This window comes from Lysobacter ciconiae (assembly GCF_015209725.1).
GTDB classification, from domain to species: domain Bacteria; phylum Pseudomonadota; class Gammaproteobacteria; order Xanthomonadales; family Xanthomonadaceae; genus Novilysobacter; species Novilysobacter ciconiae.
In genome coordinates this window covers 519202-531669 of sequence record NZ_CP063656.1, presented here as the reverse complement: position 1 = coordinate 531669, position 12468 = coordinate 519202, and the positions used below count along the sequence as shown (strand labels likewise).

General features: G+C 70.3%; 12 protein-coding genes and 1 tRNA gene. 5 read left to right on the top strand and 8 right to left on the bottom strand.

What is annotated here, in order from left to right:
* Window positions 1-24: 24 nt before the first annotated feature.
* From INQ41_RS02385 to INQ41_RS02360, 6 genes are all read right to left on the bottom strand, one after another.
* Window positions 25-696: a 50S ribosomal protein L25/general stress protein Ctc gene (locus tag INQ41_RS02385; protein WP_193985913.1), complete on the bottom strand. Its 672-nt coding sequence runs from the start codon at window positions 694-696 to the stop codon at window positions 25-27.
* A 96-nt stretch (window positions 697-792) separates the two neighbouring features.
* The gene (locus tag INQ41_RS02380) at window positions 793-1758 is read right to left on the bottom strand and encodes a ribose-phosphate diphosphokinase (protein ID WP_193985911.1); all 966 of its coding nucleotides are present in this window, start codon (window positions 1756-1758) and stop codon (window positions 793-795) included.
* A gap of 43 nt (window positions 1759-1801) precedes the next feature.
* Window positions 1802-1878 (bottom strand) — tRNA-Gln (locus INQ41_RS02375).
* Complete coding sequence (gene ispE, locus INQ41_RS02370) at window positions 1856-2776, bottom strand: 4-(cytidine 5'-diphospho)-2-C-methyl-D-erythritol kinase (protein WP_228076676.1); 921 nt, start codon at window positions 2774-2776, stop codon at window positions 1856-1858. The genes INQ41_RS02375 and ispE overlap by 23 nt, the downstream gene beginning before the upstream one ends.
* Before the next feature lie 8 nt (window positions 2777-2784).
* Window positions 2785-3441, bottom strand: coding sequence for a lipoprotein insertase outer membrane protein LolB (gene lolB, locus INQ41_RS02365; RefSeq protein WP_228076675.1), 657 nt, complete (start codon window positions 3439-3441; stop codon window positions 2785-2787).
* Window positions 3438-5120 (bottom strand): tetratricopeptide repeat protein, encoded by a 1683-nt coding sequence (locus INQ41_RS02360; protein WP_193985907.1) that lies wholly within the window; start codon window positions 5118-5120, stop codon window positions 3438-3440. Before INQ41_RS02360 ends, lolB begins: the two co-directional genes overlap by 4 nt.
* A gap of 125 nt (window positions 5121-5245) precedes the next feature.
* Between INQ41_RS02360 and hemA the strand changes: the two genes are divergently transcribed.
* The 3 genes from hemA to INQ41_RS02345 all read left to right on the top strand — a co-directional run bounded on the left by hemA (window position 5246) and on the right by INQ41_RS02345 (window position 9496).
* Window positions 5246-6556: a glutamyl-tRNA reductase gene (hemA, locus tag INQ41_RS02355; RefSeq protein WP_193987167.1), complete on the top strand. Its 1311-nt coding sequence runs from the start codon at window positions 5246-5248 to the stop codon at window positions 6554-6556.
* Window positions 6557-6692: 136 nt separating this feature from the next.
* Window positions 6693-7778 carry a peptide chain release factor 1 gene (gene prfA / locus INQ41_RS02350; protein WP_193985905.1) on the top strand — a complete coding sequence of 362 codons (1086 nt, stop codon included), beginning with the start codon at window positions 6693-6695 and terminating at the stop codon, window positions 7776-7778.
* A 5-nt stretch (window positions 7779-7783) separates the two neighbouring features.
* Window positions 7784-9496: an O-linked N-acetylglucosamine transferase, SPINDLY family protein gene (locus INQ41_RS02345; protein WP_193985903.1), complete on the top strand. Its 1713-nt coding sequence runs from the start codon at window positions 7784-7786 to the stop codon at window positions 9494-9496.
* Window positions 9497-9505: 9 nt separating this feature from the next.
* On the opposite strand, the gene INQ41_RS02340 is transcribed toward INQ41_RS02345, so the two are convergent.
* Both INQ41_RS02340 and INQ41_RS02335 read right to left on the bottom strand, forming a co-directional pair.
* Window positions 9506-10135, bottom strand: a complete 630-nt coding sequence (locus INQ41_RS02340; RefSeq protein WP_193985901.1) for a TlpA family protein disulfide reductase — start codon at window positions 10133-10135, stop codon at window positions 9506-9508.
* A complete protein-coding gene (locus tag INQ41_RS02335) occupies window positions 10135-11403 on the bottom strand; it encodes a YihY family inner membrane protein (RefSeq protein WP_193987166.1) in 1269 nt (422 codons plus the stop codon). The genes INQ41_RS02340 and INQ41_RS02335 overlap by 1 nt, the downstream gene beginning before the upstream one ends.
* Before the next feature lie 102 nt (window positions 11404-11505).
* Here INQ41_RS02335 and wrbA point away from each other — a divergent pair, with 102 nt between their 5' ends.
* Both wrbA and INQ41_RS02325 read left to right on the top strand, forming a co-directional pair.
* Entirely contained in the window at window positions 11506-12096 is a 591-nt protein-coding gene (gene wrbA / locus INQ41_RS02330) for an NAD(P)H:quinone oxidoreductase (protein ID WP_193985900.1), read from the top strand.
* Window positions 12093-12461: a DUF2069 domain-containing protein gene (locus INQ41_RS02325; protein WP_228076674.1), complete on the top strand. Its 369-nt coding sequence runs from the start codon at window positions 12093-12095 to the stop codon at window positions 12459-12461. Before wrbA ends, INQ41_RS02325 begins: the two co-directional genes overlap by 4 nt.
* Window positions 12462-12468 lie beyond the last annotated feature (7 nt).

Sequence of the window (12468 nt, the reverse complement as noted above, 5' to 3'; positions counted from 1 at the left end):
CGATCGACCCGGCCGATTGCAGGCTTACTCGGCGTCCTTCTCGCCCGAGTCGACCTTGCTGGCCGGCACGTCGGCGGCATCGGTGTCGCCTTCGACTTCCGGCTCCGGCTCCACTTCCACGCGGCCCTTGCGCGCCACGACCACCGCGGAGTCGTACTCATCACCGAGCGCCAGGCTCGGGATCTCGACGCCTTCGGGCAGCGGGATCTGCGAGAGGTGGATGGTGTCGCCCAGATCCAGCGTCGACAGGTCGACCTCGATGTTCTCCGGCAGATCCTTGGGCAGGCAGCTGACGTCGACGTGGTTCAGCTCCTTCATGATGATCACGTCGGGATTCTTGCCGGCCGGCGAGATGTCCTCGTTGATGAAGTGCAACTGCACCTGGGCGCGCAGCACTTCCTTCTGGTTCACCCGCATGAAGTCCAGATGCATGATGATCTGCTTGTACGGATGGCGCTGCATGTCACGCAGCAGCACGCTTTCGACCTTGCCGTCGACGTCCAGGTCCAGGATGGTCGAGTAGAACCACTCGTTCTGGCTGGCGACCCAGATCTTTTCCTGGTCGAGCACGACGGGCTGCGGAGCGGCGTCGCCGCCGTAGATGATGGCCGGGATCTTGCCCGCGTGACGCAGGCGGCGGCTCGCACCCTTCCCCTCGACACTGCGGCCAGAGGCCTTGATGGTTTGATCGGACATTGCTTGTTTACTCGCTTGTGTTGCAGGTGTGGCCACCTCGCGGCGACCGGGAAAGACTCACCCGCGACCAGGTGAGCCGTAAAAAACCGGGGTCGCTCAGTCGACGTAGAGCGAGCTGACCGACTCGCCGAAGGCGATCCGGCGGATCGTCTCGGCCAGCAGCTCGGCGACGCTGAGCTGGCGCACCCGGCCGCACTCGCGCGCGGCCTCGGTCAGCGGAATGGTGTCGGTGACCACCAGCTCGTCGAGCTCGGAACTGCGGATGTTGCTGATCGCCGCACCCGACAGCACCGCGTGGGTGCAGTAGGCCACGACCTTGGTCGCGCCACGCGCCTTCAAGGCGGCCGCGGCAGCGCACAGGGTGCCGGCGGTATCGACGATGTCGTCCACCAGCACGCAGGTCTTGCCGTCCACGTCACCGATGATGTTCATCACGGTGGACACGTTGGCCTTGGGCCGGCGCTTGTCGATGATCGCCAGGTCCGCGTCATCCAGCCGCTTGGCGATCGCCCGCGCGCGCACCACGCCGCCGACGTCGGGGCTGACCACCACCATGTTGTCGGTGCCGTGCGCGCGCCAGATGTCGGCCAGCAGCAGCGGCGACGCGTAGACGTTGTCGACCGGCATGTCGAAGAAGCCCTGGATCTGGTCGGCATGCAGGTCGATAGTGAGCACGCGGTCGCAGTCCACCGCGGAGAACATCTTGGCGGCGACCTTGGCGGTGATCGGCACGCGCGAGGAGCGCGGGCGTCGATCCTGGCGGGCGTAGCCGAAGTACGGCACCACGGCGGTGACGCTGCTGACGGAGGCGCGCTTGAGCGCGTCGATCAGGACCAGCAGCTCGACCAGGTTCTCGGCGCTGGGCGCGCAGGTCGGCTGGATCACGAACACGTCCTGCTGGCGCACGTTCTCCTCGATCTCGACCTGCACCTCGCCGTCGGAGAAGCGGCTGACCAGCGCCTTGCCCGGGCGCACGCCCAGCTCCCTGCACACCGCCGAGGCCAGGGCCGGGTTGGCGTTGCCGGAGAAGATCAGCAGACTGCGGTCACCTTGGACTTTCATTGTTCGACATCGCTCAGGGCGCGCAGCCCACAGGCTTCGGAATTGGCAGGGGCGGTAGGATTCGAACCTACGAATGCCAGGATCAAAACCTGGTGCCTTAGGCCTCTTGGCGACGCCCCTGTGTAACTTGTTCCGCCCTGCCGGCAACGGCATGCAAGGGCGAGTGCTCCACACCTGCCGCCAGCCAGGCGTCCAGGCCCGATGGCAGCACCGACAGCGCGGATTCGGCGGCTTCGCGGCTGGCGAACTCGACGAAACACCCGCTGCCGGACCCGGTCAGGTGCGGCGTGCCGACCTGCGACAGGGCCGCAAACACGGCGTCAACGGCCGGTTCGCGGCCGCGCAGTACCGGCTCGAACGCGTTCCCGAGCGGTTGGCCCGAAACGAAGTCGGCTATTGTCGCGGGCTGCGCATCGCGCGTCAATTCAGGCGACTGGAAGAGTCCGGCGGTGGCGACGTGCACGCCGGGGTTGACCAGCAGGTACCAGGCCGGCGGCAGGTCGATGGGGGTCAGCTGCTCGCCGACACCCTCGGCCCAGGCGTTGCGCCCGCGCACGAACACCGGCACGTCCGCGCCGAGCTGCAGCGCCAACGCCGCCAGCCGCTCCTCGCCCAGGCGGGTGCCCCACAGCGTGTCCAGCGCAACCAGCACCGTTGCCGCATCCGACGAGCCACCGCCAAAGCCCCCGCCCACGGGGATGCGCTTGTCGATCGCGATGTCGGCGCCGAGCGGCGATCCCGACACGGATGCCGATTCCGCCTGCAACAGCGTGGCCGCGCGCACGGTCAGGTCGTCGGCCTCGGCGACACCGGCCAGCGCGCTGCCGTGACGCGCGATGCGGCCGTCGCCGCGCACGCGCAGGTGCACCGTGTCGCCCCAGTCGAGCAGGCGGAACACGGTCTGCAGCAGGTGGTAACCGTCCGCGCGCCGGCCCGGGATGCGCAGGAACAGGTTCAGCTTGGCCGGTGCCGGCCATGCGCTCCAGCCGTCGGCGCGGCTGTGTGGGCTGGGGGGCACCGCGGCAATCATGGCAATCGGGCCATACCGGGGACGGAGCCGGACTGCCACTCGTCGACGATCAACTTGACCTTGGCCTCGCCGCGGAATGCGTCGACGCGGCTGGGGAGCGCTGTCTGGCCGTCCGCGGCCGCGTCGGGCGCCCAGCGGTATTCGATCGTCCAGCCGTCCTGGTCGATCCGGCGTGGCAGGCCGTCCGTGCCGTATTCGATGCGTGCCGGCGCCAGGGCCGGGGCGCGTGCGCCGCGGACCCAGTCGCCCAGTGCCACCACCGGGATGTCCCAGCCGGTCGCAGCCAGCAGCAGCAGGCGCGCATCGGGCCCGGAACGCGGGCCACCCTCGAGCCCTTCCAGACGGGCCGCGTCGGCGTCGCCGGCGAGCTGCCAGCCCTGGCGGGTGACCGGCGCGCTGAGGGTGATCAGGTACTGTGGGCCGTCCTGGCGCCATTCGATGCGGCCGCTGCCGCCCTTGCCGGCATTGGATACCGCAACCCGGCCGGCCAGGGACCAGTCCGGCGTTCGGGCCAGCACGCTTTCACGCTGCAGCTGGGCCGCTTCGGCGGCGGCCACGTCGGTCGCCGGAATCGCCGGGCGCAGCGGTGCGCCTGCGCAGCCGGCCAGCAGCAGGCCCACCGAGCTCATTACTACGGCGATGGAGATCCTCATGGCGCGGTCATTTCCAGTACCCGCTTCAGGGCGCGGTTGTCGGGGTCGATGCGCTTGGCCTCTTCCACGTACTTGCGCGCCTCGTCACGGCGACCGAGCTTCCACAGCACTTCGGCCAGATGGGCGGCGATCTCGGCGTCCTTCTGCAAGGCGAAGGCCTGGCGCAGCGCGACCAGGGCCTCATCGGTGCGGCCCAGCCGGTACAGCACCCAGCCGTAGCTGTCCGTAATGGCGGCGTTGTCGGGCTCGGCGGCGCGCGCGCGATTGATCAGCTCCAGGGCCTCCTGGTAGCGGTCGGTGCGGTCGGCAAGCGTGTAGCCCAGGGCGTTCAGCGCTGCGACGGATTCGGGATCAATGACCAGGATCCGGCGCAGGTCGGCCTCGGCGCGGGGGACGTCGTCGCCGCGCTCCCAGCTCAGGGCACGGGCGTAGAGGATCTCCAGGTCATCCGGGAATGCGGCCAGACCGCGCGAGAAGGCATCCTTTTCCGCGGCGGCGTCCTTGTCGCGCTCGTGCAGCGACGCTTCCAGCAGATAGGCGTCGCGCCGCGCGGTATCGGTGGCGGAGGCGTCCGCCTGCATCTCGTGCAACTGGGCGAAGGCCTCGTCGGCACGCCCCAGCTCGTGCAGCACATTGGTGCTGCGCAACAGGGCCGGCAGGCGCTGCTCGCCGCCGGGGACACCCTGGTACCAGCCCAGTGCCTCGTCGTAGCGTTTCAGGAATTCGGCCACCTGGCCCAGCAGCAGCCGGCGGCGCGGATCGGGCACCTGCCCGCGCGCGCGCAGCTCCTCATACAGGGCCAGCAGCGACTCGTTGTCCTTGGCCCGGGCCAGCAGCGAGGCTCGGAGGCCGTAGGTCTGATCGTCCTGTTCGCCGCGCGCGAGGGTGCCCTCGGCGGCGGCCAGATCGCCCAGCGTGTCGTACTCGTAGGCAATGGCCAGACGCAGTTCCTTGTCGTCGCCGGCGCGATCGGCGATGGAGCCCAGGACCTCGCGTGCCTTCTCCACGCGACCGGCTTCACGCAGCTGGCTGACGCGCAGCAGGGCGACGCGCGGCTCGCCGGGGAAGCGCTTGACCACCTCGGCGACGATGCGTTCGGCCAGTTCGGGCTGCTCAAGGCGCTGGGCCAGTCCGCCGAACGCCAGCCACGCCTGCAGCTTTGGCGGGATGTTGCCGCGGCGTACCAGCGTGTCCAGCACGCCGGCCGCCTGGCTCGGGTCGCGGGCGCCGGCGATCATCACCCCGAGCACCTGCCGCCAACCCTCGTCGCCGGGCATGCCGAGCAACTGGACCAGATAACGCTGCGCCTTGCGCTCGTCGCCGCGGCGCAGGGCCAGGCTGGCCTCCGCGCCGAGGAAGTTGACGCTCTGACCGCCCTGGCGACGCCACAGATCGAGCAGGCGCGCGGCGCTCTCATCGTCGCGCGCCAGCAAGGCAATCCGCGTCGCCCGCTCGGTCAACGCCTCGTCGTCGGCGGCGAGCGCCGCCTGCAGGTACCAGCGCGAGGCTTCCTCCAGTCGTCCGGCCTGGAGGGCGAACTCGGCGGCCATCAACGGCTCGAGCGTGTCGGTTGCCGCATCGGCGACCGGCCCTTTCGCCGCGGGTGCGGCAATCACCGATCCGGCGCTGGCCAGGACGAGGACGAGGGCGGAAATGAACAGGCGTGACGCTGCTTGCATTGGGGAGAATCCCTGAGATCCGGGAGGCCGGTAGAATATGGGCCTTCAGCAGCCCGCAGCTTATCGCAAGCGCCTGAACCAGCAGTCCAATCCGCAAGAGTCCGGTGACCAGTCCAACCTCCAACCTGTTCGTGCTCGGGATCAACCATCAGACCGCGCCGGTGAGCCTGCGCGAGCGCGTGGCGTTCTCCAGCGACACGATTCCGGCCGCCCTCGATTCGCTGCGCGGGCTGGGCGGGGTTCGCGAGGCCGCGCTGCTGTCCACCTGCAACCGCACCGAGATCTACACCGTCGTGGACGATGGCGGGCACGCGGTGGCGAACTGGCTGGCACGTCATCCGGCCGGGATGGACGATCTGCAGGCCTACCTCTACCGGCACGCCGACGCCGGCGCGGTCCGCCACCTGTTCCGGGTCGCGACCGGGCTGGATTCGCTGGTGCTGGGCGAGCCGCAGATCCTTGGCCAGGTCAAGGACGCCTGGGCCACCGCGCGCGCGGCCGGCAGCCTGGGCAGCCAGCTCGACAGCCTGTTCCAGCACACCTTCACCACCGCCAAGCGCGCCCGCACCGACACCCGCATCGGTGCCAATCCGGTCTCGGTCGCCTCGGCGGCGGTGCGGCTGGCGCAGGAATCCTTCGCCCGGATCGAGGACTCCACCGTGTTGCTGATCGGCGCCGGCGACACGGTCGAGCTGGCGGCGCGGCATCTGGTCCAGGCGCGAGTCAAGCGCCTGCTGGTGGCCAATCGCACCCTCGCCCACGCCCAGGAACTGGCCAGCCGGCATGGCGGGGTCGCGGTGCCGCTGGATGAAATCGACCGCCACCTGGGTGAGGCCGACATCGTGCTGTCGGCCACCGCCGCCCGGGGCGCCGTGCTGCATCGCGGCCAGGTGGCTACCGCGCTGTCCCAGCGGCGCCATCGGCCGATGCTGTTGCTGGACCTGGCCGTGCCGCGCGACATCGACCCGGAGGTCGCCACCCTGCGCGACGTGTACCTGTACACGGTGGACGATCTGGAACGCTCGATCGAGGACAACCGCCGCAGCCGCCAGGAAGCCGCGGCAGAGGCCGAGGCGATCGTGGAGGTCCAGGTGGCGCGCTTCATGGAAACCCTGCTGGCGCGAAGCCGCACGGCACCACTGAAGCAGCTGCGCGCGCACGGCGATGCGGCCAAACTGGATGCGCTGGCCAAGGCCCGCCAGCAACTGGCCAACGGCGAGGATCCCGACGCCGTGCTCGAATTCCTCGCCCACACCCTGACCAACCGCCTGCTGCACGCGCCCACCATCGCGCTGCGCGAGGCGGCGATCACCGGGAATGCCGAACTGGCGCGGGCGGCCGACAAGCTCTTTCCCGCCGCCGGCAGCCCGATCCTGATGCCGGCCGCGGAGCCTGAAGCGGCCGAGCGGAAGGCGATACGCGAGCGCCGCAAGTAGCTGGCGGCACGCTTGCACGGACCGCCGGTTGCACACCGTACGGACCCATCGGCGCAGGCCTCGTTGCCGCCCGCCCGCTTCTCCTCGCCGCTTCGCCACTTTTCCCAACCCACCCGCCTGGACCCGAGAACGACCGATGACCCCCAGCCTGCGCCGCAAGCTCGAAGCCCTCGCCGAACGCCGGGAAGAACTGGAGCGCCTGCTCGCCGATCCGGACGTCATCGGCGACAACCAGCGCTTCCGCCAGCTGTCGCGCGAGTTCTCGCAGCTGGGGCCGGTGGCGACCGCGCTGGCCGACGAGGCCGCTGCCCAAGCCGACCTGGAGACGGCGCTGGCGATGCGCGGCGACCCCGAGCTGTCCGAGCTGGCTGAGGAGGAAATCACCGCGGCCAGCGAGCGCCTGCGCCGGCTGGACATCGAACTGCTCGCCCATCTGGTGCCGCGCGATCCACGCGACGAGGGCGACCTGTACCTGGAGGTCCGTGCCGGCACCGGCGGCGACGAGGCGGCGATTTTCGCCGGCGACCTGTTCCGCATGTATTCGCGCTACGCCGAACGGCAGGGCTGGCGAGTGGAGGTCGAGTCGGCCAACGAAGGCGAGCACGGCGGCTACAAGGAGCTGATCGCGCGCGTCGAGGGGCGCGGCGCGTATTCCAAACTGAAGTTCGAGTCCGGCACCCACCGCGTGCAGCGCGTCCCGGAGACCGAATCCCAGGGCCGCGTGCACACTTCGGCCGCTACCGTCGCCATCATCGCGGTGGAGCCTGAAGGCGAGCCGATCGAGATCAACCCGGCCGACCTGCGCGTGGACACCTTCCGCTCCTCCGGCGCCGGCGGCCAGCACGTCAACAAGACCGATTCGGCGATCCGCATCACCCACCTGCCCAGCGGCATCGTGGTCGAGAGCCAGACCGAGCGCAGCCAGCACGCCAACCGCGACACGGCGATGAAGCGCCTGCGCGCGACCCTGGCCGAGGAGCAGGCCAACAAGGCCGCGGCGGCCATCGCCGAGGACCGCAAGCTGCAGGTCGGCAGCGGCGATCGCAGCCAGCGCATCCGCACCTACAACTACTCGCAGGGGCGCATCACCGACCACCGGGTCGAAGGCCTGACCCTGTACGACCTGCCCAACGTGCTCACCGGCGACCTGGACGCGCTCGTCGAGCGGCTGCAACAGGAACACCAGGCCGACGAGCTCGCGCGCCTGACCAAGGGCACCTGACGGCCGTGCGGCCGGTCGACCCGCGCAGCGAAGCCCGGCTGGCGGTGACGCGTGAGCCGGGCAGCCCGCTGGCCTGGATCCTGCTCGCCGAGGCCGAACTGGACGCCGGCGATGCGGCTGCCGGCGAGGCCGCCAGCCGGCGCGCGCTGGCGCTGCTGCCCGGGCACCCCGAGGCGCTCGCCCGCCTCGGCCGGGCGCAGTGGATGCAGGGCCGGCATCAGGACGCCGCCGAAAGCCTGGGTACCGCCGCCGAGCGCGCGCCGGGCCATCCGGGCATCGCCGTGTGGCTGGCGCACGTGCTGGAAGACATCGGCCAGCCGGAGCAGGCGTCCGACCAGTATGCGCGCGCGCACCGGCTCGCGCCGGACGAGCCGCAGCTGGCGGCCTACCTGCTGGCCTGGCGGCGCAAGCTGTGCGACTGGCGCGAGCTGGACGCTCTGTCATCGCAGGTGCGCGCGGCGGTCCGTCGCGGCCAGGCCGCCGTGGAGCCGTTCGCCTTCCTCAGCGAGGACAGCACGGCCGCCGAGCAGCTTGCCTGCGCCCGGCTGCGCGCCGCGGGCATTGCGCGCGCCGCACGACCGCTGCCGCCACCGGCGCCGGCGCCGCGCGCTGAAGATGGCGAACGGCCGCTGCGGGCGGGCTTCCTGTCCAATGGATTCGGCGCCCATCCGACCGGCTTGCTGACCGTGGCGCTGTTCGAGGCGCTGGCTTCGCAGCAGGCCATCGACGTGCACCTGTTTGCGTTGAACGCGGACGACGGCAGTCCGATCCGGCGGCGCCTGCAGGCGGCGACCCGGCTGCACGACGTCGCCGGCCACAGCCACGCGGTGGTGGCCGCGGCAATCCGCGCTGCGGGCATTGACGTGCTGTTCGACCTGCGCGGCTGGGGCGGCGGCGGGCGGCCGGAAGTGCTGGCGATGCGCCCGGCGCCGCTGCAGGTCAACTGGCTCGCCTATCCGGGAACCTCGGGTGCACCGTGGATCGACGTCGTCCTCGCCGATCGCTTTGTCCTGCCGCCCTCGTTGGCGCAAGGGTTCAGCGAACGGGTGCACTACCTGCCGCGCTGTTTCCAGCCGTCCGACACCAGCCGGGTGCTGGCGGCGCCGCCGGAACGTGCGGAATGCGGGCTGCCGGATCCGGGCAAAGCCGTGGTGTTCTGCTGCTTCAACAACAGCTACAAGCTGAATCCGGCGAGCATGCAGCGTGCGGTGGCGGTGCTGGCCGGCGTGCCCGGCAGCGTGCTGTGGCTGCTGTCCGGCCCGGGTCGCGCGGACGACCGGCTGCGCGATGCCGCCGCGGCGGCGGGCGTGGAGCCGTCACGCCTGGTGTTCATGCCCAAACAGCCACACGATCGCTACCTCGCGCGGCTCCAGCACGCCGACTTGTTCCTGGACACGAACCCCTACAACGCCCACACCACCGCCTCGGACGCGCTGTGGGCCGGTTGCCCGGTGCTGACCCGGCCCGGCCAGACCTTCGCCGCCCGCGTCGCCGGCAGCCTCAATCACCATCTGGGGATGCCGCAGATGAATGTCGCCAGCGATGAGGAATTCATCCAGCGCGCGATCGAGCTGGGCCGCGATCCGGCTCTGCTGCAGGCGTTGCGCGGCGAGTTGGCGCAGCGACGCGGCTCGGCCAGCCTGTTCGATATGGACGGGTTCGCGGACGACTTCGTTGCTGCCGTGCTGGCGATGGCGGAGCAGCACGGCACGGGTTAGCGCGCGCGCTCAGCCAGCGCCGGCGCGCCCATTGGGCGCGACATTCGTCGAACCGCCCGTTGCCGCGGCAATCATCTCCTCGATCTCCGCGGCGGTGACCGGGCCCATCATCTTGCGCTCGACCCGCCCGTCGGGCGCGATCAGCCAGGTCATCGGCAGCCCGCGCGGTTCGTCGAAATCCGCCGGCGGATTGGCGGTGTCGAGGATCGCGATCGGGTAGGTGACCGGGTGCTTGAGAAGGAAGGCTTTCATCTCGGCCGGCTCGATGTCCTCGTAGGCCAGCCCGACCACCTCGATGTCCTCGCGCATCGCCGCCAGGGCCGACAGCTCCGGCATCTCCTTCAGGCACGGGTTGCACCAGGTCGCCCAGAAGTTCACCAGGACCCACTTGCCGCGGTGCGCGGCGAGGTCGTATTGGCTTCCGTCCAGGGTGCTGACCACCAGCGTTGGACGCAGGTCTTTCCCGCTCCCGCCCGGAGCGATTTTCTCCGCTTCGCCCGCGGCCGGGGCGAGCGACGGATCGGCTTGTCCGGCGCCTGCGGCCGGCGTCCCGACGGACCGGTCGGCCGCGGCGTCACGATCGGCAGGCTGGCAGCCCAGCAAAAGTACGGCCAGTACGGCGGCTGCAGCGATACGCATCAGGAAGTCTCCTCGGCATGGATGGTCGACACGCGACGCTTGAGCATCTCGCGCAGGGGCAGACGCAGTTCGTCCAGCGCGGCCACGGCGGAGCGGCCCAGCGGATCGTCGCTGCACGGTATGCGTGCCTCGGCGATGGGAATGCGCAGCTGGCAGGCCTCGTAGAGCTCTCCCAGCGAAAGCGCGTCCAGATCCCGCGACAGCAGCCACTGGCCGTCCTCGGCGCGATGGACGACGTGGATCTCGCGCAATTGCTCCAGCGTTTCCTGGGCCAAGGCGTCGGTCATGATCGGCTCCATGGTGAGGATGTCGTCGATGTGCAGGCCGCGGCCGTGCTCGCGTGCCTCGTTGAACCGGCCCAGCAAACGCAGCAGCCCGTACATCTCGTAGCCCTCCGGCAGGCGCATCGCCACCGGCTGGTAGCGGAAGGCGGCCATCGAGGACGCCAGCGAGGCGCCCATCAGCACCGCCACCCAGCTGAGGAAAATCCACATCATGAAGATCGGCACGAAAGCCAGCGTCCCGTAGATGCGCGAGTAGCTGGTGAAGGTGCCCAGGTAGACGCCCAGCCCCCAGCGCACCAGCTCGAACGCGCAGGTCGCCAGCAGGCCGCCGGCCAGTGCGTGACGCCACTGCACCGTACGGTGCGGCACGACGCGGTAGATCGCCGCGAAGGCGAGCAGCTCCAGCGACATCGGCGCAAAGCGCAGCATCATGTTCTGCAGGATGTGCCCGGCGCTGGTCTCGAACACCGCCAGGGCGAAGATCCGCGCCGACATCGCCAAGCTGGCAGCGGCCAGGATCGCGCCCAGGGTCAGCACGGTCCAATAGACGAGGAACCGGCTGAACTGCGGTCGCGCCGCCTTGACCCGCCAGATGCGGTTGAACGCGGTTTCCACCCCATTGAGCGTGATCAGCAGTGACACCACCAGCACCACGATGCCGGCGCTGGTCAACTGCCCGGAATTGCCGGAAAACTGCAGCAGGTATTCCTCCACCGAGCGCGCCGCGGAGGGGACGAAGTTGGAGAAGATGTAGTCGCTCAGGCGCTCGGTCCAGACCGCGAATACCGGGAAGGCGGACAGCACGCCGAACACCACCATCGACAGCGGCACCAGGGCGAACACGGTGGTGTAGGACAGCGCGCCGGCGGCCTGGAAAAGGTCGTCGTCGAGCACCCGCCGGCCGAGGAAACGCAGGAACGCGCGCACCCTCGCCCGGTCCCGTATGCGTTCACCCCATTGGTTGATCGAGTCCAGTGGCTCCATCGTGTGGAGGTTAACCCACGCGGGACGGATCACGCCGGCAGCCGACGGGTCGGCCGCATCCTCTATCCTTGGCGGCTTCCACTTCGGGGATCCGACAACACGATGGCCGACATCCTGGTGCTGTACTACAGCCGCAACGGCGCAGTGGCGCAGCTCGCCCGGCAGATCGCCCGCGGCATCGGCGAGGTGGAGGGCATGACCGCGCGCCTGCGCTGCGTGCCGCCGGTGGCGGCGGTGACCACCACGGCCGCGCCTCCCGTCCCGGAGGACGGTGCGCCGTACGTGGACACGCGCGACCTGGAAGAGTGCGTCGGCCTCGTGGTCGGCAGCCCGACCCGGTTCGGCAACATGGCCGCGCCGATGAAGCACTGGTTCGACGGGCTGGGCGCGCAGTGGGCCAGCGGCTTGCTGGTGGACAAGCCGGCCGCGGTGTTCACTTCCTCATCGACCATGCACGGCGGCCAGGAGTCCACGCTGCTGACGATGATGGTGCCGCTGCTCCACCACGGCTGCGTGATCGTCGGCATCCCGTTCACCGAGCCGCGCCTGAGCACGACGCGCACCGGCGGCACGCCGTACGGCGCCAGCCACGTCGGCGGCGCGGAGGACGATCCGCGACCGAGCGAGGACGAGGCGCATCTGGCCCGCGCGCTGGGCCGCCGGATGGCGACGATCGCAGGGAAGCTGGCGTGAGCCGGCCGGGAATGCGGACGGCCACCGACTGGACGCTGGCTGCCGCCCTGCTCGCGCTGGGAGTCTTGTTCTGCGTCTGGTTCTGGCCGGCGCGCGATTGGCCGACCCGCGACATCGTGGCGCTGCTGGTGTTCGCCGCCCCGCCGCTGCTGCTGGGCGTGGCCAGGCTGGCCGGCGCGCGCACGGCCGGCTACTGGGGCTCGGTGCTGGCGCTGGCGTGGTTCAGCCACGGGATCATGGTCGCCTGGACCCGGCCACCGGAGCTGGCCTTCGCGCTGCTGGAAACCGCGTTGGCGCTGGTGATCATCTTTGCCGCCAACCTGCCAGGACTGAGGGGCCGCTTCGGCGGCCGCAAGCGCGGCTGAGCGCCGG